This window comes from Pantoea sp. JKS000250 (assembly GCF_003201065.1).
In the GTDB taxonomy this organism is placed as follows: domain Bacteria; phylum Pseudomonadota; class Gammaproteobacteria; order Enterobacterales; family Enterobacteriaceae; genus Pantoea; species Pantoea vagans.
Map to the genome: position 1 here is coordinate 1644471 of NZ_QICZ01000001.1, position 22739 is coordinate 1667209.

Annotated in this window: 19 protein-coding genes and 1 tRNA gene; 10 read left to right on the plus strand and 10 right to left on the minus strand. The window is 55.7% G+C overall.

The window, feature by feature from the left end; genetic code table 11:
- Positions 1 to 256 precede the first annotated feature (256 nt).
- Positions 257 to 2098: an RNA polymerase sigma factor RpoD gene (rpoD, locus tag BY447_RS07825; protein WP_013359071.1), complete on the plus strand. Its 1842-nt coding sequence runs from the start codon at positions 257 to 259 to the stop codon at positions 2096 to 2098.
- A gap of 74 nt (positions 2099 to 2172) precedes the next feature.
- Here rpoD and mug read toward each other — a convergent pair whose 3' ends face one another.
- Positions 2173 to 2691 (minus strand): G/U mismatch-specific DNA glycosylase, encoded by a 519-nt coding sequence (gene mug / locus BY447_RS07830; RefSeq protein ID WP_110330905.1) that lies wholly within the window; start codon positions 2689 to 2691, stop codon positions 2173 to 2175.
- A complete protein-coding gene (locus tag BY447_RS07835) occupies positions 2688 to 3272 on the minus strand; it encodes a TetR/AcrR family transcriptional regulator (RefSeq protein ID WP_110330906.1) in 585 nt (194 codons plus the stop codon). The genes mug and BY447_RS07835 overlap by 4 nt, the downstream gene beginning before the upstream one ends.
- 138 nt (positions 3273 to 3410) lie before the next feature.
- Between BY447_RS07835 and BY447_RS07840 the strand changes: the two genes are divergently transcribed.
- Positions 3411 to 4202, plus strand: a complete 792-nt coding sequence (locus BY447_RS07840) for an SDR family NAD(P)-dependent oxidoreductase (protein ID WP_110330907.1) — start codon at positions 3411 to 3413, stop codon at positions 4200 to 4202.
- A 202-nt stretch (positions 4203 to 4404) separates the two neighbouring features.
- A tRNA-Ile gene (locus tag BY447_RS07845) sits at positions 4405 to 4480 on the plus strand.
- A gap of 265 nt (positions 4481 to 4745) precedes the next feature.
- Here BY447_RS07845 and BY447_RS07850 read toward each other — a convergent pair.
- Both BY447_RS07850 and BY447_RS07855 read right to left on the minus strand, forming a co-directional pair.
- Positions 4746 to 4967 (minus strand): hypothetical protein, encoded by a 222-nt coding sequence (locus BY447_RS07850; RefSeq protein ID WP_051926536.1) that lies wholly within the window; start codon positions 4965 to 4967, stop codon positions 4746 to 4748.
- A complete protein-coding gene (locus BY447_RS07855) occupies positions 4930 to 5574 on the minus strand; it encodes a hypothetical protein (RefSeq protein ID WP_110330908.1) in 645 nt (214 codons plus the stop codon). Before BY447_RS07855 ends, BY447_RS07850 begins: the two co-directional genes overlap by 38 nt.
- Positions 5575 to 5844: 270 nt before the next feature.
- On the opposite strand from BY447_RS07855, the gene ddlA reads away from it, so the two are divergent.
- Entirely contained in the window at positions 5845 to 6942 is a 1098-nt protein-coding gene (ddlA, locus tag BY447_RS07860) for a D-alanine--D-alanine ligase (protein WP_013359112.1), read from the plus strand.
- Positions 6943 to 6962: 20 nt separating this feature from the next.
- Here the strand turns inward: ddlA and BY447_RS07865 are convergent, their stop codons facing one another.
- The 4 genes from BY447_RS07865 to BY447_RS07880 all read right to left on the minus strand — a co-directional run bounded on the left by BY447_RS07865 (position 6963) and on the right by BY447_RS07880 (position 12150).
- Positions 6963 to 8384: a diguanylate cyclase gene (locus BY447_RS07865; protein WP_110330909.1), complete on the minus strand. Its 1422-nt coding sequence runs from the start codon at positions 8382 to 8384 to the stop codon at positions 6963 to 6965.
- A gap of 269 nt (positions 8385 to 8653) precedes the next feature.
- On the minus strand, positions 8654 to 10129 hold the full coding sequence (locus tag BY447_RS07870; RefSeq protein ID WP_110330910.1) for a SulP family inorganic anion transporter: 1476 nt from the start codon (positions 10127 to 10129) through the stop codon (positions 8654 to 8656).
- Positions 10126 to 10761, minus strand: a complete 636-nt coding sequence (locus BY447_RS07875) for a carbonic anhydrase (protein WP_110330911.1) — start codon at positions 10759 to 10761, stop codon at positions 10126 to 10128. Before BY447_RS07875 ends, BY447_RS07870 begins: the two co-directional genes overlap by 4 nt.
- 579 nt (positions 10762 to 11340) lie before the next feature.
- Positions 11341 to 12150 carry a 5'-nucleotidase, lipoprotein e(P4) family gene (locus tag BY447_RS07880; protein WP_110330912.1) on the minus strand — a complete coding sequence of 270 codons (810 nt, stop codon included), beginning with the start codon at positions 12148 to 12150 and terminating at the stop codon, positions 11341 to 11343.
- 106 nt (positions 12151 to 12256) lie between these two features.
- On the opposite strand from BY447_RS07880, the gene BY447_RS07885 reads away from it, so the two are divergent.
- The gene (locus BY447_RS07885) at positions 12257 to 12964 is read left to right on the plus strand and encodes a polyphenol oxidase family protein (RefSeq protein WP_033784079.1); all 708 of its coding nucleotides are present in this window, start codon (positions 12257 to 12259) and stop codon (positions 12962 to 12964) included.
- Positions 12965 to 13173: 209 nt separating this feature from the next.
- Positions 13174 to 15192, plus strand: a complete 2019-nt coding sequence (locus tag BY447_RS07890; protein WP_110330913.1) for an FAD-dependent oxidoreductase — start codon at positions 13174 to 13176, stop codon at positions 15190 to 15192.
- On the opposite strand, the gene rlmG is transcribed toward BY447_RS07890, so the two are convergent.
- The gene (gene rlmG / locus BY447_RS07895) at positions 15193 to 16311 is read right to left on the minus strand and encodes a 23S rRNA (guanine(1835)-N(2))-methyltransferase RlmG (RefSeq protein ID WP_110330914.1); all 1119 of its coding nucleotides are present in this window, start codon (positions 16309 to 16311) and stop codon (positions 15193 to 15195) included.
- Between the two features lie 83 nt (positions 16312 to 16394).
- On the opposite strand from rlmG, the gene BY447_RS07900 reads away from it, so the two are divergent.
- On the plus strand, positions 16395 to 16898 hold the full coding sequence (locus BY447_RS07900) for a M48 family metallopeptidase (RefSeq protein WP_013359120.1): 504 nt from the start codon (positions 16395 to 16397) through the stop codon (positions 16896 to 16898).
- Here BY447_RS07900 and BY447_RS07905 read toward each other — a convergent pair.
- Positions 16895 to 18583, minus strand: a complete 1689-nt coding sequence (locus tag BY447_RS07905; RefSeq protein ID WP_110330915.1) for a chloride channel protein — start codon at positions 18581 to 18583, stop codon at positions 16895 to 16897. The two genes, BY447_RS07900 and BY447_RS07905, sit on opposite strands and share 4 nt — an antisense overlap.
- A 146-nt stretch (positions 18584 to 18729) precedes the next feature.
- Between BY447_RS07905 and BY447_RS07910 the strand changes: the two genes are divergently transcribed.
- The 3 genes from BY447_RS07910 to sstT all read left to right on the plus strand — a co-directional run bounded on the left by BY447_RS07910 (position 18730) and on the right by sstT (position 22408).
- A complete protein-coding gene (locus BY447_RS07910; RefSeq protein WP_110330916.1) occupies positions 18730 to 19716 on the plus strand; it encodes a Gfo/Idh/MocA family protein in 987 nt (328 codons plus the stop codon).
- 255 nt (positions 19717 to 19971) lie between these two features.
- Positions 19972 to 20940, plus strand: coding sequence for a TerC family protein (locus BY447_RS07915; protein ID WP_013359123.1), 969 nt, complete (start codon positions 19972 to 19974; stop codon positions 20938 to 20940).
- A 235-nt stretch (positions 20941 to 21175) separates the two neighbouring features.
- A complete protein-coding gene (sstT, locus tag BY447_RS07920; protein WP_110330917.1) occupies positions 21176 to 22408 on the plus strand; it encodes a serine/threonine transporter SstT in 1233 nt (410 codons plus the stop codon).
- Positions 22409 to 22739: the final 331 nt, after the last annotated feature.

Genomic DNA, 22739 nt, shown 5'->3' on the forward strand with positions numbered 1-22739 from the left:
CTGGTTACCGCCAGCGCACAGCTCCCGCAGCGTACTGAAGTACGTGAGGAGAGCGAGCACTGCCGGAAAGCAGAATGGCGAGTAAGCCAGGCCTGTACCACCAAAAATTTATACAAGCGGCTTAAGTGCCGATTACTGTTGGGCAAAGCCCACGCCGCGACGAAGGCAGCGGCAAGAATTAAACGCCTTCACTGCTATTGTTGGCGCGCTGCCGACCGACACCAATCTAATTTAACAGAAGTGTGGATACCGTCTTATGGAGCAAAACCCGCAGTCACAGCTCAAGCTTCTTGTCACCCGTGGTAAGGAGCAAGGCTATCTGACCTATGCTGAGGTCAATGACCATCTGCCGGAAGATATCGTCGACTCAGATCAGATCGAAGACATCATCCAGATGATTAACGACATGGGTATTCAGGTGGTTGAAGAAGCCCCGGATGCCGACGATCTGATGCTGAATGAAAACAGCTCCGATACTGACGAAGATGCCGCGGAAGCTGCCGCTCAGGTGTTATCCAGCGTTGAATCTGAAATCGGGCGCACCACCGACCCGGTTCGCATGTATATGCGTGAAATGGGTACCGTTGAACTGCTGACGCGCGAAGGCGAAATCGACATCGCCAAGCGTATTGAAGACGGTATCAACCAGGTTCAGTGTTCTGTAGCCGAATACCCTGAAGCGATTACTTATCTTCTGGATCAATACGACAAAGTTGAAGCAGGTGAATCACGCCTCTCCGATCTGATCACGGGTTTCGTCGATCCTAACGCAGAAGAAGATCTGGCCCCGACGGCAACGCACGTGGGCTCCGAACTTTCTGAAGCCGATCGTAACGACGACGATGAAGAAGATGAAGAGGATGATGACAGCTCCGACGACGATAACTCTATCGACCCGGAACTGGCGCGCGAGAAGTTTTCTGACCTGCGTAAGCAGTATGAAACCACCCGCGACGTGATTAAAAGCAAAGGTCGCAGTCATGCTGCTGCCGTTGCCGAAATTCAGAACCTTTCCGACGTCTTCAAGCAGTTCCGCCTGGTACCGAAGCAGTTCGATTACCTGGTAGGCAGCATGCGTACCATGATGGAACGTGTCCGTACCCAGGAACGTCTGATCATGAAGCTCTGTATTGAGCTGTGCAAAATGCCGAAGAAAAACTTCATCACGCTGTTTACCGGCAACGAAACCAATGAAAGCTGGTTCAAAGCCGCACTGGCCATGAACAAGCCGTGGTCTGAGAAGCTGCTGGAAGTGCAGGATGACGTAATGCGTTCCCTGCAGAAACTGGCACAGGTTGAAGAAGAGACCGGCCTGACCATCGAGCAGGTTAAAGACATTAATCGTCGCATGTCCATCGGTGAAGCTAAGGCCCGTCGCGCCAAGAAAGAGATGGTGGAAGCGAACCTGCGTCTGGTTATTTCGATTGCCAAGAAATATACCAACCGCGGTCTTCAGTTCCTCGACCTGATTCAGGAAGGTAATATCGGCCTGATGAAAGCGGTAGATAAGTTTGAATATCGCCGTGGTTACAAGTTCTCGACCTATGCGACCTGGTGGATCCGTCAGGCTATCACCCGCTCTATCGCTGACCAGGCGCGTACCATCCGTATTCCGGTTCATATGATTGAGACCATCAACAAGCTCAACCGTATTTCGCGCCAGATGCTGCAGGAGATGGGCCGTGAACCGACGCCGGAAGAGCTGGCTGAGCGTATGCTGATGCCGGAAGATAAAATCCGCAAAGTGCTGAAAATCGCTAAAGAGCCGATCTCGATGGAGACGCCGATTGGTGATGATGAAGATTCACATCTGGGCGATTTTATTGAAGACACCACGCTGGAGCTGCCGCTGGATTCTGCTACCTCAGAGAGCCTGCGTTCTGCTACTCACGACGTGCTGGCTGGCCTGACCGCGCGTGAAGCGAAAGTACTGCGCATGCGTTTCGGTATCGATATGAACACGGACCATACGCTGGAAGAAGTGGGCAAACAGTTTGACGTTACGCGTGAGCGTATTCGTCAGATTGAAGCGAAAGCCCTGCGTAAACTGCGCCATCCGAGCCGTTCGGAAGTGCTGCGTAGCTTCCTCGACGATTAAGTCCGACAAAAACCCCGGTTCGCCGGGGTTTTTTATGCCTGCCTGTTAGCGCCTCTCCCCTGCTCTTCGCAGGTTCAACTGCTCTCCGGATGCAGTTCCAGCCAGAGCTGACGATACGCCTCAACCATTTCGTCCAGTGATGCGCGATTCAGGCCGCTGGGATTGGGCAACACCCACACCTGCGTCTTTCCCATATAGATCGGCTGCTTCCCCCATTCGACTTTGCTCTGCTTAAAGGCGCGACGAAACGCATCTTTACCCAGAATCGCCAGCGCCGCGGGCTGATAATTCAGCACCTTTTCCATCAGACGTTTACCGCCGTCCCGCAGCTCATCAGGCGCTAACTCATTCGCCTGCACCGTGGGGCGCTCAACCAGCATCGTGATGCCGCAGCCGGTTTCCGTCAGGCGCTGCTCCTCTTCGGGTTTCAGCTGTTCCCGGGTGAATCCCGCCAGATGGATTACCTTCCAGAAGCGATTACCAGGATGTGCAAAGTGGAACCCCTGATGGGCCGTTGACTGGCCTGGGTTAATGCCGCAGAACAGCACATCAAGACCGGAACTGATGATGTCGCGGATAGCGTGTTCACTCATGCTGCGACCTCCAGCGTGCGCTGCTTCAGCGCTGTACGACTGCGTTGCAGCAGCACGCAGGCCTGCTCCGCATCCGGACAGGCTCGCGCCAGCGCCAGCGCGCCAATCATCTCTGCCATCATGCTTGAAGCCTGCGTATCCGCATCCGTCCACCCCAGCTCACTCAGCAACTGCGTCAGACGGGCATGCATCGTACTGAAGCCCTGAGCGAAGATCTGTCGCGCCGGTAGGGGAAGATGCGCCACTTCGCTCACCAGCGCTGCCAGCGGACAGCCCTGCGCCGGTGAATTGCGATGCGCCTCGGAAAGATAGCTATCAATAAAGTCTGCCAGCTGCTGCGCTGGCTGGCTCACGGACTGAGCGGGCTTAAAGGTATCGGCTTCAGCGAACATATGCTTCAGCACCTCCTCAACCAGCTCCTCACGTGACGCAAAATGCGCATAAAAACCGCCATGTGTCAGCCCTACCCGCTTCATCAGCGCCGCCACACCGATCCCTTCGGTGCCGGTTTCACGCATCACGCGCGCCGCCTCATCAAGGATACGCTGCCGCGTCTGTGCTTTGCTGCTCTGCTTCTCCATCTTATTTCCTTCGGTTTCTGCCCGGTAGCTTCTGGCTATTATAGTAATTATTACGGTCATCATATTCCAGCTTGACGGCTGATATGATGATCGTCATATTTATAGCCATTATGACGATCATCATACGAGGAAGAAAAGATGTCAAAATCAGGCACAGCATTAATCACTGGCGCATCCAGCGGTATCGGCGCGACTTATGCAAAACGACTGGCAGCACGCGGTTATGATCTGATCCTGGTCGCCCGGGATCAGGCGCGACTCACCACCCTGGCGGATGCACTGGCACAACAGCACGCTATCCGGGTGACCGTCATGAAGGCTGACTTAACGGAGGAGCAGGACCTGAAGCGCGTGGAGTCTGAGCTGGCGAACAACCCAGAGATTACGCTGCTGCTGAACAACGCTGGCATGAGCGTGGAAGGCGAGTTTCTGGAGGCAGACATTACACGCATCAACAACATGCTGGCGTTAAATATTCTGGCCCCAACCCGACTGGCACAGGCGGCTGGCCGGGCATTTAAAGCACGCGGTCACGGCACTATTATCAATATCGCTTCGGTGCTGTCGCTGGTGCATGAGATGTTCAATGGCGCCTATAACGCCACTAAGTCTTATGTGCTGACCCTGACGCGCGCCATGCAGCGTGAACTCGCGGAGAGCGGTGTGCAGGTACAGGCGGTGTTACCTGGTGCGACGCGCACCGAAATCTTTGACCGTGCCGGTCAGTCGATCAATGACATCCCGGCTGAGATGCTGATGGACGTTGATGAGATGGTGGATGCCGCGCTGGCTGGTCTCGACAGCAAAGAGGCGGTAACCATTCCGGCGCTGGAGGATCTGCAGATGTGGCACAACTACGATCGAGCGCGTGGTGCGATGGTTCCTCACCTTTCCAGGGATAAATCCGCATCACGCTATCGCCAGAAGTGAGTCAACGTTAACTCATCGCGGCTGAAGTCCGGTTTCGTTAACGGTACGGAGAAGCATTATCCGTGCCGTTTTGCGACTTCAGCTTCACGCGTTGCCAGATTTGTTATAGAAATCAGCAGCTAAATCACTGCTGCTTATTTCAGCAACCAGTGGCGGAGTGCTGGATTGCCCTGAAGAGATACTTTATAATCCCCGCTCCGCTGGCCCCTTAGCTCAGTGGTTAGAGCAGGCGACTCATAATCGCTTGGTCGCTGGTTCAAACCCAGCAGGGGCCACCAATTTTTAGCTGTAAAATCAGTAGATTAAAGCCACCTTTCAGGGTGGTTCTTTTGTTTTTTGTTTTCTGATTTCTGAAGCGGCGATAAAGGTGCGGCAGATGCTTTATGAGAGTCACATGCATAGCATCTGAAAGGCAATGCTTTACTAAGCACATCCTTGAGATCTACTGTTTTAGATATGAGAAAATAAGCAATAAAAAAGGCCACGTTCAGTATCATGACCTTGACGCCTGATAATATAATTACCGATTACGTGACAAAGGAATCATGCTTCTCCTTTTAGCTTATCCATCAGGTAAGCAACAAAGTAGGCCAGCATGAAGAACCCGAAGAAACCCACAATTTTCCACAGCCATCCATCAAGTAACAACAAAGAGAAAAATGCGGCAAATGAGCAAAGACCTGTAGAGATAGCTTCAAAAATATTTGTGGTTTGTATACCAATGAACTTAACGAACTTTAGAAGAAATGATTTTGCAGAGTTCATTTTGTATCCTTTCACACATTAATGGATGGCTATTGATATAAACCAGATAGGGCTCGAGTGGCTTCTCTACGAAGAAATAGACCATATCTAAATTTATTCGGGAAACCTTTGAATAAGTCACAGGGAATCTCATTTGCATCCGTCTTGATGCGCATGAAGCCTCTTCAATTAATCCTTGCAGCATAATAACATTCAAAGATAGCGACGAACCAACTCTTACAAAACGTTTGAAGGGCTCAACTGTAACGATACGAGTTAATATTTTTTTAGCGATAAACTGAGCCAGAATAAATTGCGAACCAATTCTTCCCCCTAGCCTGCCAGCACTATAACCCAGCTTACTATTGATAGCCTGTTTACCTTCATCATCAAGCTTTAAGTAAAAGTCGTTAATCACAATAGTAACCAGTTGCCGGATGGGTTCATGTCTGTCTGCGGTGGCTTTGATCAACCGCATAAACCGTTCTGTTTCCCGTTGATTCCGGTTCTTAAGATCGCTCCCGGCAAGACCGCTTCCCTCCCACGTTCTTACAACTCCCTGATACATGCCTGAAGGGACAGATGAGATACCCTCCATAATCCCACGTGCAATTTGCTTTGCGTCCATACCTTTCCTTGTAAGCAAATAATATTCGTCGCAAAGAATATCTAATATGAAATAGCACTTCAATTGACACCCTGTTTCAGCGCCTTTATTCATCAGTCATAATTTAAGTTTTACTGTTTTCGATAATTTTCAACAGAACAGTGACTTACCATGCGGTTATACGCTTAAATCTTATAGTGAATCTCAATCCAAATAATCTCTCCCCACCCTATTCCCTCGCGCAAACCCCATGCTATCTTGTGGTTTTGATTTTTTCAGTGGGCAAAATTGATGACAAAGTTGCGGGTAGGGATCGTGTTTGGCGGCAAATCGGCTGAGCATGAGGTGTCGTTGCAGTCGGCCAAAAATATCCTTGAGGCGATCGACAAAACCAGGTTTGACGTGGTGTTGCTGGGCATCGACAAACAGGGACACTGGCGTCTGAATGATGCGTCGAACTTCTTACTGAACGCCGAAAATCCGGCGTTGATCGCGCTGAATCACGCCGCTGAAGATGTGGCGCTGGTGCCGGGTAACACGCAGCAGCAGATCATCACCCGCCACAACGCCCATCCGCTGTCGCAGATCGACGTTATCTTCCCTATCGTGCACGGTACGCTGGGTGAAGATGGCTCCCTGCAGGGCCTGTTGCGCATGGCCTCGTTACCCTTCGTCGGTTCCGACGTGCTGGGTTCTGCTGTCAGCATGGATAAAGATTTTACCAAACGCCTGTTACGCGATGCTGGCCTCAACGTGGCGCCATGGCTGAGCGTCACCCAGGCGCAGCGCGCGCAACTGGACGCCGAAGCCGTGATTGCCCGCTTTGGCCTGCCGCTGTTTATCAAACCTGCCAACCAGGGTTCATCAGTTGGCGTCAGCAAAGTGGATAGCATTGAAGAATTTGATGCCGCGCTGGCGCTGGCCTTCTCCTTTGACCGCAAAGTGCTGATTGAGCAGGGCATCAAAGGCCGGGAGATTGAGTGCGCGGTGCTCGGCAACGATGCGCCGGAAGCCAGCCCCTGCGGCGAGGTGGTGGTGCATGACGCCTTCTACTCTTATGACACCAAATATATCTCTGAAAGCGGTGCACAGACGGTGGTTCCGGCAGCCATTGCAGCGGAAACCAGCGATGCAATCCGTGACGTCGCCATCAAAGCCTTCTCCGCGCTGGAGTGCTTTGGCATGGCGCGCGTCGATGTGTTCCTGACCAATGACGGCGAGATTATTGTCAATGAAGTGAATACCCTGCCCGGCTTCACCAATATCAGCATGTATCCGAAACTGTGGCAGGCGGCCGGACTCAGTTATCAGGATTTGATCAGCCGTCTGATCGACCTGGCGATTGAACGCCACCAGCAGGCCAGCACCCTGAAAAGCAGCGTCAGCTGACCGAACCCGGCGACGTGGCGCTATGCCACGTCGCTGGTAATGGCGCGGTAGTTAACCGGCGAAGTCTGATTACGGCCATTGCGCTTCGACAGATAGAGATTTTTATCCGCCGCGGAGATCAGCCGGTTGATCACGCGATGCCATTCCGTCGCCTCATCGGCACTGCCATGGGCCAGCCCCAGGCTGACGGTCACCGTGGCCGTGCTGCCCTGCAGCCAGAACTTCTCTTTCGCCATCTTCTGCCGGATTGCCTCCGCCAGAAAATAGAGCTTTTCCGCGTTCTGGTCGAACAGCACCACCACAAATTCCTCTCCGCCAAAGCGACAGATACGCCCCGCTTTACCCACTACCCGCTGCATCCGGCGGGCGATCTCTTCCAGCACGCTGTCACCTGCATCGTGACCAAAATTGTCATTGATAGCTTTGAAGTAATCGACATCCAGCAGGATCACGCCCACTCTCCGATCCGGGAAAATCGGCTCCGCACGCAGGCTTTCATATAAACCGGAACGTGACAGCAGGCGGGTCAGGAAATCGTAATTCGCGCGCAGCGCCAGACGCTGATTAAGCTGGCGGATTGCATCCATGCTTGCGGCCACGATCAGCGGACTGATCGCGATGGTTGCCACGCCCAGCCGCGCAGAGGTCAGATGGCTAATCGGCAACAGATTATCGTCGCCCTGAATGTTCATCACACCATGAGAGACCAGAATGATTTCGGTAATGCCGGTCAGCAGGATCACCAGGCTGGTCAGCGGCATCGGCAACACAATGGCGCACCAGACCAGCGCCGGAACCGGCAGCGTCAAACTGCCCGCGCCGCCCATCATCGCGCCGATCATCAGCGAAACCATCACAGCGATGACCGGTGCCAGTTTGCGGATTTGCAGAAACTGGCGGGGCGACAGCGACGACCAGTCGCGCGTCAGCAAAAAGGGCAGCAGCATCAGCCCGGTTGAGAACTGCTCGCTAAACCAGTCACCCCATGCCACCGCCAGTCCGGTATTAAAATCAGCCTGCTGTGCCAGTGCTCCCCAGCTGGCACAGGCCAGCGCGGCCAGCAGACAGGCCGGAAAAATACGCAGCACACTGGTAATACGCTCGCTGCCAGAGTCGTGCTGAAGATGCTTTACTAGCAGCGTGGCAGCCACCAGCACAAACAGAAGATTCGCCAGGTTGAGGGTAAATGCAGAGAGCGCCCAGCCAGAAAATACGGTGTCGTTAAACACCATCGCGGCAAAAATGGCCAAATAAGAGCGGGTCTGATGCAGAAAAGGATTACGGACGATAACGCCAGTGACGATCGCGTTGACCGGCCAGAACAGAGACAGCTCCTGGGGGAAACGCAGGTGTCCGCCGATAAAGCAAAACAGCAGCGTGATCAAAAACAGCGAAAATGCGTTCTTCTTAGCGTTGTGCTCTTCAAACAGCTGTATGCGCATACATCCGGACCTTGTCGCAGAGAGGCTGGCTGTCCACGCCAGCCTGAACAGGCGCGTGGTGTCAGAATGATTAAATCCTGAATACCCTCAATGTCATCCGGCGATAAAGCCTCATTTCACGGGCTGATTCAGGAAAGTTATCCTGCAGAGGTTAAACCCATCAGATGACAGCAGAAATTAGGAACTTATTATGCCTCGCAAATAAAAAAATCGGATATCCGAGATATCCGATTTTTGCCTTTTAAACGACTTTACCGTTGCGCTAAGCGCTATTTTACCGCGACCGGCCACTGACTCAGGCGGATGCCACGTTTGTCGGCGTTATCACCAAAATCTTTCAGCACCGCTTTAACGTCCGGATCGATATACTCCGCATTGTAGTTATCAACAATGACGACGCTGTTCTCCGGGATCTCATCCAGCAATCCCTGCAGCTTTGGATTGTGCATAAAGGTCAGGTTCTGCTGGAAACGCAGCACGTAGTGGTCGTCATAGCGGGTAAGCTGCAGCGCGTTACGATGGCTCTTATAGATGCTGTAGAGGATTTGCGTGGCGATGCCGATGCCGATACCGACCAGCATACCCAGCGTGATAATGCCGACGATGGTGGCCAGAAACGGCACGTACTGCTGTGCCCCCATCCGGAACTGCTCAACAAACAGTTTGGGTGTCGCCAGTTTATAACCGGTATAGAGCAGCACGGCAGCCAGGCTGGCCAGCGGAATGGCATTCAGCATCTCACTGAACCACATGCCGCAAATCAGCAGCAGCACGCCGTGAATGAAGATCGAGAGCTTCGTCTGCGCGCCCGCACTGACGTTGACTGAGCTGCGCACAATCACTGCCGTTATCGGCATCGCCCCAAGAAAACCGGCCGCCAGATTACCGATACCCTGCGCGAACATCTCTTTGTTGGGCGATGGCGCGGGTGTCTGAGGACGCAATTTTTTCAGCGCCTCCTGACTCAGCAGGGTCTCCAGACTGGCGACCAGTGCCAGCGTCACCGCAACCACCCAGACCTGCGGATTCTGCCAGGCCATCCAGTCGGGCGTTTCCAGTTCAGCCACCAGCGCAGAGACGGTGTCAAAAGCGGGCAACGAAATGCGCGCCAGCCCCTGGGTCATTTCAGGGAAGAGACGCCCTCCTGCTACCGTTGCCAGACAGCCGATGAGCACAGCAATCAGCGGGCCGGGGATCCAGGCGAGCGCTTTGATCCGTTTCACCGGCGCGGTCGTCCAGAGACACAAAATGGCCAGACCGACACCCGCTACCACGATTGCGGGCAGCGAGAAAGTCATCTGGCCGGTCACCAGCGACACCAGTTCTGCATCACCAGCGGCACCCAGCGCTACCGGGATCTGCTGCATGATCAGCAACAAGCCAATCGCCGCCAGCATCCCTTTGATGACACTGCCCGGCACCAGCGAAATAAACCGTCCGGCGCGCAGCAGACCAAATACGCATTGCAGTGCCCCGGCGATAATCAGCGCGGTGAGAAAGGCGGAGAAGCTGCCCAGTGAGGCCATTGAGGCGACGACGATGGTGACCAGGCCCGCCGCCGGGCCACTCACGGCAAACCGGGATGGACTCAGCGAGGTGACCACCAGGCCGCCAATCACACCGGTAAGGAGACCGGCAAACGGGGGTAATCCGCTGGCCTGAGCGATGCCAAGGCAGAGCGGTAAGGCGACCAGGAAAACCACCAGACCCGCAGGAATATCGCGACGCAGGGTATCGAGGTTCATAATGAAGGCTCCTCTGCAGATTGATGAATCAGCTCTTTGAGATGGCCGGAGCGCAGGTCGTAAACACAACCAAACACCTCCAGTTCCTGGCCCGATTGCCAGATTTGCCTGACCGGTTCAGATTTCACCAGTCTGGCGAATTGCGCCTTAACATTGGCCTCAACCAGCCGATCGAGCTGTTCACCCGGCGATGCGTCTGAGAGGGGCATTTCTGCCAGGCCATGCTGAATATCATCACGCAGGGTCTGGATGCGTCTCGCCAGTGCGCTCTCCTGCCCGTCCAGTACGCTGCCCGGCAGATTCTGCGCGGCTTCTACACCGCCACAGCCATAGTGACCGCTTAATACAATGCGTTTAACGCCGAGAAAGAAGAGTGCGTATTGCAGCACGCTCAGTAAATTGTCATCGTCCTCGATCACCATGTTGGCGATATTGCGATGCACAAAGAGTTCGCCAGGATGGGAGCCGGTTAAGACTTCTGCCGGAACGCGACTGTCAGAACAGCCAATCCAGAGTGAGTGCGGCTTTTGCTGATGAAGGAATTTATTAAAATAATCCGGATTACGCTGGCGGCGCTGTAATGCCCAACTGCGATTTTTCGCTAATAAGGGTTTAAGTGTCGTCACAATCATCTTCTCTCTACTACCGGGATGTCGCATCCTGGCTAACCACAAAGTGTATCGGCTCACAAATAAAGCGTGAGCCGCCAGGTTAATAAGAACTGAGTCACAGAAAAAGGTTATAGACGCTAACCAATTTCAATGCACGCGCAATATTTCACAGCGATTTAACAACGCGGTTTTTGTCAGTCAACGGTCAGTAAAGGTCAGGCTTAAGTAAATTTAATTCAGCAGCAGAAATGAGGTCAGATAAACCAATCGCCTTATTAATCCATTAAAATCAATTAGCTAAAAAAGAAGTAAAAATAAACTAAGGTTGCCGCTGACAAATAAATACAAACATTAAATAAGGGGATATTCACTGCCATACCAACCGGCGTGCTTTTTACCAGGAATACTCTTAATTAAAAAGTTAACCATTAGCACAATCCACCAGCTTAATTACTGACAGCCAGTTAAATATGCCTGTAATAAGAGAAGAATGAAGCAAGAGATGATTAATTTGATTTGCAGCAGAATAGTGACGGCAGTAAGTAAATCAGGGCCATTTCTGAACAGAGCCTGAACGGGCAGGCTCTTTTTCTTGACGAATTATTTACCGTTCCAGCTCTGCAGCCGTGATTCCCGCACCGACAGCTGCTGTTCGGGTGTCAGTTTATTGTAGTTTTCCGCCATTCCACTCTCCCAGTCGCCGTAGAGCGGATTCGGCAGCACGATGAACTGCGTACCAAACTGCTGGTGGTTAAGATTCACAAAATCGCGACGCGTCTGATTACCCTTATGCCAGGTCGAGCCACCGAAATCGTTGAGGTTGTCGCCGACATAGAGCACCACGTTGTAGCCCGCGTTTTTGATAGCATCGAAACGCGCCTGCTTGTTGGAGCTGTCGGTATTCAGACGTACCGTTTTATCGCTGACGTTCGGGAAGCCGAGCTGCTGCATATTGGCGACCGTGGCGGTGTAATCTTTCTGATCGCGGTTCGACACATAGAACAGCGTACCGCCATTCTCTGTCACATGACGTGCGAACGCTACTGCACCCGGCACCGCTTTCGCCTGACGCGCCTGCGTCCAGGCTGACCAGGTTTTGCTGCTGAACGGCTGGCCGTTCTTCGCCTGCCATGCACTGTAGGCGCTGTTATCCAGCATGGTTTCATCCAGATCGACAATCACCGCTTTGGGTTTGCCGGTCAGCGACGGTGCATGATCAAACGCCATGCGCGCGGTGTTAAACGCCTGCCAGGTCAGCGCCTGATATTCACCAGACTGCTGGAACCAGTTCAGCGCCAGCACCGATTGCTGGCCGAGCTGCTGTTGTGCGGTCTGATGTGACGACGAGGCGCAACCGGTCAGCAGCAATGCGACCAGTCCGGATGCAGCGAGTTTTGCGGAGGTTTTCATCATTTCATCCTTAAGGTGATAAAGGTCTGAGGAGAAGCTTCAAAAATGTAGCAGTTAACGTAAGCTGTGGGCAGCCCAACGCACGCTGTTATAACAGGAGATTCTTATGGCCGTGATCCCGCGCTCGCCATTGCTCGATTCGCTGGAGTGGCTCGATTATGCGTTTCAGCCCGCTGGTGAGCCGCCTCCCGCCGATGCCGCCTGGGGCCATCAGTGCCACAGCGCGACCGTGGTCACCGACATTGAGAACACCCCGTCGAAAAGCTGCGAGTCGGATGGCGTGATCGGCAGCGGGACGCGCCCGGTGGCGGTCTACACCGCTGACTGCCTGCCGGTGCTGTTCGCCGATCGTAATAAGCGAATCGTGGCGGCGGTGCATGCCGGACTTAAGGGCACGCTGGCGGGCGTGCTGACCCGCGCCGTGGAAAAACTGGGCGAGCAGGGCTGTGAGCCGCAGGATCTGGTGGTGGCCATCGGCCCGGCGATGGGGCCCTGCTGCTATGAACTGGCCGAACCGCAACTGGCGGAGATAGCGCAGAACCCGGCGTTTGCCCTCGGGCTGCGCTGGCACCAGAAGCAGCCGGTCAATCCGCTGGCGCAGCGTGCTCAGGCCTCTGCTCACCAGCAGGGCGTCTGGTTCGATTTGCCTGCGCTGGCGACGCAGTTGCTGGTGAACGCGGGCGTCCCGGCCGCGCAGATTGATAACGTGAATGTCTGCACCTACTGCATGGCTGAGAGCGGATCAAGCTACCGCTTTAATACTCACCATGGCAGCGGCTATCGCTCACGCTATTCGTGGATCCGGCGGCGTTAGCGGTTTCAGAGCCGGTTAATCGGTCTGAACATCAAAAGCGATGCAGGAGATGGCGGTGCTGCGTAACGCACAACCTCCCTGCTCCCACTCATTCGCCTTTCCCCACCGATGTTTATGATTTCACTCACACCCTGACATTCTTTCACTTTTTTTTAACGCAGAAGTGGCTAGAGTAAACTCATCCGACCACTTAACTGTGAGTGACTATCATGTCCGTCAATCCTGATTATCCTGCGCTGTTTACGCCGCTGGATCTTGGCTTTACTCAACTGAAAAACCGCTTTCTGATGGGATCGATGCACACCGGTCTGGAGGAGCATCCGGATGGCGCAGCCCGGCTGGCGGCGTTCTATGGCGAGCGGGCGCGTGAAGGCGTCGCGCTGATCGTCACCGGCGGCATTGCGCCCAATGCGCAGGGTGTCACCACCGCGCATGGCGCGATGCTTACCGATGAGGCGCAGTGCAGCTGGCATCGTCAGATCACGGCGGCGGTGCATCAGCATCAGGGCAAAATCGCCCTGCAGATCCTGCATACCGGCCGTTACAGCTATCAGCCCGATCTGGTTGCGCCTTCGGCACGTCAGGCCCCGATTAACCCGTTCACGCCACAGGCGATGAGTGAGGCGGCGATTGAACAGACCATTGAGGACTTTGCCCGCTGTGCCCGTCTGGCGCAGCAGGCGGGCTACGATGGCGTGGAGATTATGGGTTCCGAAGGCTACCTGATTAATCAGTTTCTGGTGAAGCACACCAATCAGCGCACCGATCGCTGGGGCGGCGACTTCCGCCAGCGGATGCAGTTCCCGCTGGCAATTACCCGCGCGGTGCGTGCCGCAACCGGCGACGCCTTTATCATCATCTTCCGGCTGTCGATGCTCGACCTGATCGAAGAGGGCAGCACGCTGGAGGAGACGCTGCTGCTGGCGGGCGAGCTGGAGCAGTGTGGCGTCACGCTGTTCAATACCGGCATTGGCTGGCACGAGGCGCGCATCCCGACCATCGCTACCTGCGTGCCGCGCGCGGCCTTTGCCTGGGTAACGCAGCGCCTGCGCGCCCACGTGTCTGTGCCGGTGATCGCCACCAACCGCATTAACCACCCCGCCGTTGCCGAAGAGCTGTTGCAGTCGGGCTGCACCGATATGGTCTCGATGGCGCGCCCTTTCCTTGCCGATCCTGCTTTTGTCAGCAAAGCACAGCGCGGCCAACCCGACAGCATCAACACCTGCATTGCCTGTAACCAGGCCTGCCTCGACCAGGTGTTTGCCGGGAAGATCACCTCCTGTCTGGTCAATCCGCGCGCCTGCCATGAGTCGCTGATGCCGGTCATTGCCACCATCGCACCGCGCAGGCTGGCGGTGGTAGGTGCCGGTCCCGCCGGAATGGCGTTTGCGTTGCAGGCAGCGCAGCGCGGTCATCAGGTGACGCTGTATGAAGCCGCGCCCGACATTGGCGGCCAGTTCAATATTGCCCGGCAGATTCCTGGCAAATCTGAGTTCAGCGAAACCCTGCGCTACTTCCGCAATCAGCTGGCGGCTGCGGGCGTGACGGTTAAAACCGGCTGTCGGGTCACGGCGGATCAGCTGTGTGACGCCGATGAAGTGGTGCTGGCAACCGGCATCCAGCCGCGCACGCCCGATATTCCGGGCATCGATCACCCCAGCGTGCTCAGCTATCTTGAGGTGCTGCGCGATAAGCGCCCGGTGGGTAAACGGGTGGCGATTATCGGCGCCGGCGGGATTGGCTTTGATGTGGCGGAGTATCTGTCACAGCCTTCCCATGACGAGGATCGGGCGGCGTTTTATGCCGAATGGGGCATCGACCACAGCCTGACGCAGCGCGGCGGCATCGTGAAACCTGAGCCGCCTGCCGCGTTACGGCAAATCTGGCTGCTGCAGCGCCGGACGGGGAAACCCGGTGCCGGCCTGGCAAAAACCACCGGCTGGATCCATCGCGCCAGTCTGCAGGCGCGCGGCGTGGAGATGTGGGGCGGCGTGGAGTACCTGGCGATTGATGACAGCGGCCTGCATCTGCGGCGCAACGGCGAAACGCTGCTGCTGGCGGTCGATAACGTGATTATCTGTGCCGGACAGGAGCCGCAGCGCGAACTGGAAGCCGCGCTGCGTGCACAGGGACAGGTGGTGACGGTAATAGGTGGCGCAGACGTAGCGCAGGAACTGGATGCGCGCCGCGCGATTGCGCAGGCGACGCAGCTGGCGTTAACGGTCTGACTAGCGCATTTTCACCGCGCGCAGCACCACAAACTTCTGGTTAGAGGCGATCAGCGTGCAGTTGCCGAACAGCTTCTTCAGCTTGTGGTGATAATCGAGGTGGCGGTTGCCGACAATACGCAACTCGCCGCCATACTGAAGGCAGCGTTTCGCATCGCGGAACATCTGCCACGCCAGATGATCGGTGACAGCGTGCTGCTGATGGAACGGCGGGTTGCACAGCACCGCGTGCAGCCGATCCGACGGATAGCCGCTCAGCACGTTGTTCACCAGGAACTGACAGCGCGACAGATCGTCAGGGCGGTTTACTTCCACGTTAAGCTTGCTGGAGGCGACCGCCATATAAGACTCATCAAAGAAATACACTTCGGCCTGCGGATTCTGCTCCAGCGCCACCAGCCCTACCACGCCGTTGCCACAGCCCAGATCGACAATCTCACCCTCAATGTTTTCCGGCAGATGCTGCACAAACAGCCGTGCGCCGATATCCAGCGACGAACGTGAGAAGACGTTGGCGTAGTTGTGAATCTGGTAAGGGGTGCCATCCAGCGGCCAGACCAGCGTCGGCGTCGCCTCACGCAGTGCAGGCTTGCTGAACTGGCTGAAAATCAGACGCGCTTTTTTCCACGCCAGTGAGGTTTTGGTTTCACCGATGATATGTTCGAACAGCTGCAGAGTCGAGTTATGGATCTCTTTGGCGCGCGCCGCCGCCAGAATCACCGTATCAGGTGTGACGACTTCGCGAATGGCTCGCAGCTGATGCTCCAGCAGCGCCAGCGTTTTCGGCACCTTAATCAGCACTGCCGCCGGAGCCGCCGGCAGTTCAGCCAGGCTATCAACAAAGTGTACGTCGCTATCATCCAGCCCATTAAAGGAAAGGTTCTGACGTGCGGCCTGCTGGCTGAGCCAGGAGTCGCTGACGTGCCAGACGGTGCGTGGACTCAGGGCGCAGGTTAATGCCCCGAAACTGTCGTTGAAGACCAGCACGGGTCCTTTCGGCAGCGCCTGCTGTAACAGATATTCATCAGCCGCATCCCAGGCTTGTAATGGACTTTCGTCACGCATCTGCGGGAAGCGATGCAGGATCAGTGTGCGATCGTTCAGTTCAAGTTGGCTCATGAATTCTCCGGCGTGGTACACTTTGGTTGATTTTCGCCCCAAAAACGGGGGCGCAGTATACTGTCTTTCGCCTGGAATCCCTAATGTCCTCACTGATCTACCTTCAGGGCTATCCTGCCCCTCTGCTTGAGCAGGTTCAGACGCTGATTACCCACCAGCGCTTAGGTGCGTTTCTGCAGGAACGTTATCCCGACACGCACGACGTGATGAGTGATAAAGCGCTGTATGACTACACTCAGGCGCTGAAAAACCGCTATATGCGCAACGCACCACCGATCAGCAAAGTGATGTGGGATAACAAGATTAAGGTGATGAAACACGCACTTGGCCTGCACACGGCCATCTCACGGATTCAGGGCGGTAAACTCAAGGCGAAAGCGGAGATCCGCATCTCGACCTTTTTCCGCCTCGCGCCAGAGCCGTTTCTGCGGATGATCGTGGTGCATGAGCTGGCGCACCTGAAAGAGAAAGATCACGATAAGGCGTTCTATCAGCTCTGCTGCCATATGGAGCCGGATTACCACCAGCTCGAATTTGATGCGCGACTCTGGATGACTGACCAGGCGATGCGCGGCAACGCAGCTTAAAGAAACTCCTGCGCTTTCTGAATCAGGCTGGTTTTGGTCAGCGCCCCCAGAAAGCGTCGCTCCCGGGGATTGTTCAGCACTGGCAGTCGCTCCAGCGTGACCGCCGCAAACGCCTCCCAGCCCTCGCGCATACTCTGATTCTCAAACACCACCGGGAAATCCTGATCCATCACGCACTGCACCGGTGAATCGAGGGTGATCTCCTGCGCCAGCACCCGGCGCGAAATCTCATGAATCGACACCACGCCGAGGAAAGCGCCGGCGGCATTAATGACATAGACGTAGCGTTCACGCTTCAGCGAGCTGACCGCCAGCGCCTGCCCCACTGACTCTTCCGGCTGCAGCGCCGCACCGGGAATGATTAACTCGGCAATGCGCATGTTATCGAAATCATATTTCGCCTCTGAACGGCTGAAATGATGACTCACTACTGGATAGGTACTGGCCGATTGCAGGCGATAGACCACCATTGAAGCCAGCACGGTGGCGATCATCAGCGGGAACAGCAGGCTGCTGTTAAGCGTCATCTCCAGCACCATCAGCATCGCCATCAACGGCGCCTGACTGACTGCCGCCAGCACCGCCGCCATGCCAATCGCGGCATAAAGCAGCACATTACCCAGCGGCAGATGCAGCGCTGCCCCCATCGTGGCGATGATGACGCCAAGCAGCGCGCCAATCAGCAGCGAAGGTGTGAAGAGTCCGCCGACGGCGTTCGACCCTACCGACAGGCTGGTGGCGAGGGTTTTCAGCACCAGCAACAGCAGCAGCCCCGGCAGCAGATAGTTGCCCGCCATCACTTTGACGATGACTTCATAGCCGTTGCCGAGGATATCGGTGGAGATCAGCGCCAGTAAGCCTACCGCAAAGCCGCCCACGCCCAGACGCACGGGCAGCGAGGCAACCCGGCTGAACATCATTTTGCTACGGGCGATGCACTTAATCAGCATCCAGCCCGCCAGTCCGGCGCTCAGACCAATCACTACCGTCATCAGCAGGCTGCTGAGATCCATGGCGAAGCTCGCCTCCGCCAGCGGATAGAGCGCGCTGCGAAAGCCCAGCGTCCACATGGTCATCACCGCCGTTGCCGAGGCGATGATCAGGGGGATCAGCCGCTGCAACGCGGAAATGCCGAAGGCGATCTCCGCGACGAAAATCGCGGAGGCCAGCGGCGCATGGTAGACCGACGCGAGGCCTGCCGCGGCCGCCATCGCCACCACGTCACTGTTTTTCAGGTTAAGCGAGGACGGTAACAGGCGGCCAATCGCGCTGCCGCACAGTGCCGAGAGCTGCACCATCGGCCCCTCTTTACCGATCGACGCACCGCTGCCGATACTGGCAATCGACGACAAGGCGCGGAACAGCGAGGTTTTGGTCGGCACCGCGTCGAGCCGGGCGTTGATCACTTCAAGGTAATCCGTTTTCACCGTCTGCTGCTGCTCGATGGCTACCGCATAACGCAGGAAATAGCCCGCCAGCACCCCGCCTGCGCCCACCAGCAGCGGCCAGAAGATCCACGGCCAGAGATGCAGTGATTCGGTAATGTCGCCGCTGCGGGCAAACAGCAGATGGTTGATCAGCTCAATGACGCCGCGAAAAGCCAGCGTCACCAGCGACGCCGCACACCCGACCGGAACGGCAATCAGCAATGTGGTCCAGTTTAATGCGTGCTTACTTGCTTTCACCTGTGCTCCCTGGTTGATGCCTGTTTATTATCGCTTCCGCATAGTATTGGAATGCGGATCGCAGGATCAATCCCTGCCTGCCCGGCGCGCTTGCACCGCGTCGGTGAGATGTTACTCTGCCGCTTTACCGCTGCCGGAGAGATGACGTGATTCGTTTTGCCATTGTGGGAACAAACTGGATTACACGCCAGTTTATTGATGCCGCTCATGAAACCGGAGCGATGAAGCTCTGCGCGGTCTATTCACGCAGTCAGCAACAGGCTGACGGCTTTATTGCCGATTATCCCTGCAAACAGACCTTCACTTCACTGGACGCCCTGGCCGCCAGCCCGGAGATTGATGCGGTCTATCTTGCCAGTCCCAATGCCCTGCACTGCGAGCAGGCGCTGCTGTTTATGTCGCACGGCAAGCATGTCATTTGCGAAAAACCGCTGGCCTCGAATCTGGCGGAAGCAGAGAAGATGATCGCTTGCGCCCGTGAGCATCAGGTGGTGCTATTTGAGGCGTTTAAAACCGCCAGCCTGCCGAATTTCCTGCGGCTGCAGCAGGCGCTGCCTGACGTGGGCAAACTGCGAAAAGCGCTGCTGAATTACTGTCAGTACTCCTCACGTTATCCGCGCTATCTTAACGGCGAGAACCCGAATACCTTTGATCCGCGCTGGTCAAATGGCTCGGTGATGGATATCGGTTATTACTGCCTGGCCTCGGCGGTGGCGCTGTGGGGCGAGCCGGATCGTGTGCAGGCCACCGCGACATTGCTGGCGAGCGGCGTGGATGCGCATGGCGTCGTCGTGCTGAACTACGGCGACTTCGACGTGACGATCCTGCATTCAAAGGTGAGCGATTCCAGCCTGCCCAGCGAGATTCAGGGTGAGGCGGGCGCGCTGGTGATTGAAAAGCTATCGGAGTGCCAGCAGCTGACCTTTATCCCTCGCGGTGCGGAAAAGCAGGCGCTGAGCCAGCCGCAGCATATCAACACCATGCTGTATGAAGCAGCCGCGTTTGCCCGGCTGGTTGAGCATCGTCAGGTGGACCATCCGGGACTGGAGGTTTCGCGCATTACCGCCGCGCTGCTGACTGAAATCCGCCGTCAGACCGGCGTGATTTTCCCGGCCGATCGGGCGGCTGTGTAAATATTTCTAAATATGTCTGCGAGGTGTTGCTTCCTGTGCGGCTAAACCGTAACTTACCCTCCTGCAAAGGGGAGTAACTTGTAAGCTGATTGATCGTCATTACGTTGCGCAAGCATCCGGTCATCAGGCAACCCGGAATCCATTTCTGTGTTGTAAGTGAGACCTTGCCGGAAGGCGAGGTTTGCTTACACAAAAATAAGCGGCTGACGTCTTCTGACTTCAGCCGTTTTTTTATTTTTAAGACAGGATACGAATATGCAAACTGTGGGTACGCCTTTACTCTGGGGCAGCTTTGCGGTTGTGGTGCTGATCATGCTGGCTATCGACCTGCTGTTGCAGGGACGCCGCGGCGCGCAGACCATGTCCTTCAAACAGGCGGCTGTCTGGTCGCTGATCTGGGTTTCTGTCTCACTGCTGTTCAGCGCCGCCTTCTGGTGGTATCTGGAGGGTAGCGCAGGACGTGAAGTGGCTAATACGCAGACGCTCGCCTTTCTGACCGGTTACGTGCTGGAAAAAGCGCTGGCGGTCGATAATGTCTTCGTCTGGCTGATGCTGTTCAGCTACTTCTCTATTCCGGCTAATCTGCAGCGCCGCGTGCTGATCTACGGCGTATTGGGCGCTATCGTACTGCGTACCATCATGATCTTCGCGGGTAGCTGGCTGGTCACGCAGTTCAGCTGGATCCTCTATGTCTTCGGTGCCTTCCTGCTGTTTACCGGCGTGAAAATGGCGCTGGCGAAAGAGGATGACGGTGCGGTCGGCGACAAGCCTGTGGTGCGCTGGCTGCGTAAGCATTTACGCATGACCGACGATCTCGACGGCGAGAAGTTCTTCACCCGCAAAAACGGCGTGCTGTTTGCGACGCCGCTGCTGCTGGTGCTGATTATGGTGGAACTCAGCGACGTGATCTTTGCCGTCGACAGTATCCCGGCGATCTTCGCCGTGACCACCGATCCGTTCATCGTGCTGACCTCAAACCTGTTCGCTATCCTGGGCCTGCGTGCCATGTACTTCCTGCTGGCGAACGTGGCGGAACGTTTCTCGATGCTGAAGTATGGCCTGGCGATTGTGCTGGTGTTCATCGGCTTCAAGATGCTGATTGTCGACCTTTACCATATCCCGGTCGGGATCTCACTGGGCGTAGTCGGTGCCATACTGGCGTCTACCCTGCTAATCAACGCCTGGGTTAACCGCAAAAGAGACCAGAAAAAGCTCGCACCATAATTACCTGCAGGGGCAGCGGATGCCCCTGTTTTATTTTGTGGCAGCCTGTCACGCCATTTCATCTCTCTGTCACACTTCCACTATCCAGCATAATAAAAACCTGACCTGTGCCACAGCGACAGAACTTTCTCTTTTCTCAGCCTGTCATTTCCTTATACTCCGCCGGGCAAACCGTTTTAGCCGATGTAAAACATCGCGTCTGAAACTACATCCGCGACAAAATATAGAAAATATTATGCAGAAAACTCTCTCCGCACGTCTGGGCACGCTGCTCGCCGGAAGCCTGGTGAAGCAAATCATGATTGGGCTGATCGCCGGTGTGGCGCTCGCCTGGATTTCACACGATGCCGCGCTGGCGGTCGGTCTGCTGGGTGAACTGTTTGTCAGTGCGCTGAAAGCGGTCGCGCCATTGCTGGTTCTGGTACTGGTCATCGCTTCGATTGCCAACCACCAGCAGGGCCAGAAAACCAATATCCGGCCAATCATCATGCTCTATCTGCTGAGCACCTTTTTCGCGGCGGTCGTCGCGGTGGTCTTCAGCCATCTGATCCCGCAAACGCTGACGCTGGCGGTGGGCAGCACGGAAATCGTTCCCCCTTCCGGCATTACCGAAGTGTTGCGTGGACTGTTGATGAGCATGGTGTCGAATCCGATCACGGCTCTGATGCAGGCGAACTACATCGGCATTCTGGTATGGGCGATTGGCCTGGGGCTGGCGTTCCGTCACAGCAGTGACAGCACCCGTGCTTTTCTCAACGATGCCTCTGAGGCGGTGACCTGGCTGGTGCGCTGCGTCATCCGCTGCGCCCCGGTTGGTATTTTCGGTCTGGTGGCGTCGATTCTGGCCTCAACCGGCTTTGGCGCGCTGTGGCAATATGCCCATCTGCTGGCGCTACTGCTGGGCTGCATGGTGTTGATGGCGCTGGTGGTAAACCCGCTGCTGGTGTTCTGGAAAATCCGTCGTAACCCCTATCCGCTGGTCTTCACCTGCCTGCGTGAGAGCGGCGTGACCGCCTTCTTTACCCGCAGTTCTGCCGCCAACATTCCGGTGAATATGTCGCTGGCGAAACGTCTGGATCTGGATGAGGATACCTATTCGGTGTCGATTCCGCTGGGCGCGACCATCAGTATGGCGGGTGCATCGATCACCATTACCGTGCTGACGCTAGCGGCGGTGCATACGCTGGGGATCAGCATTGATGTGCCGACGGCGATTCTGCTGAGTCTGGTGGCGTCACTCTGTGCCTGTGGTGCATCGGGCGTGGCGGGCGGTTCGCTGCTGCTGATCCCGGTTGCCTGCAATATGTTCGGCATTCCGAATGATCTGGCGATGCAGGTGGTGGCCGTGGGCTTTATTATCGGCGTCCTGCAGGATTCAGCGGAAACCGCGCTGAACTCCTCAACGGATATTCTGTTTACCGCCGCTGTCTGTCAGGCAGAAGCGGAGCGCGAAACCAGCCGGGCCTGATTCTGGAAGACAAAAAGACGATTAGTCGGTATATGGCCCTGGACGGCTCACAGTAAGCCTTTGCGCCTTGCCTGAACCAAGTACCGACTGAATTCGTTAACTGATTACATTTTTGAATTCAGATTTGGGTCTTACGCCTGTTTCACCTGATAAGCCGATAACAAGAAGGTCGCTTCAATGCCTGAATCACCAGGCAATGGGTAGCCGGGCGCGGCCTGACGTTTTTGGCATACTGCCCGTCCTTTAAAGCGGGCAGGATTTCAAATGGCGGACACGTTAGGGTGTGATAAACGCGATAGGGTTTAACGTGTGTCTTAAAACGAGCCCTTTC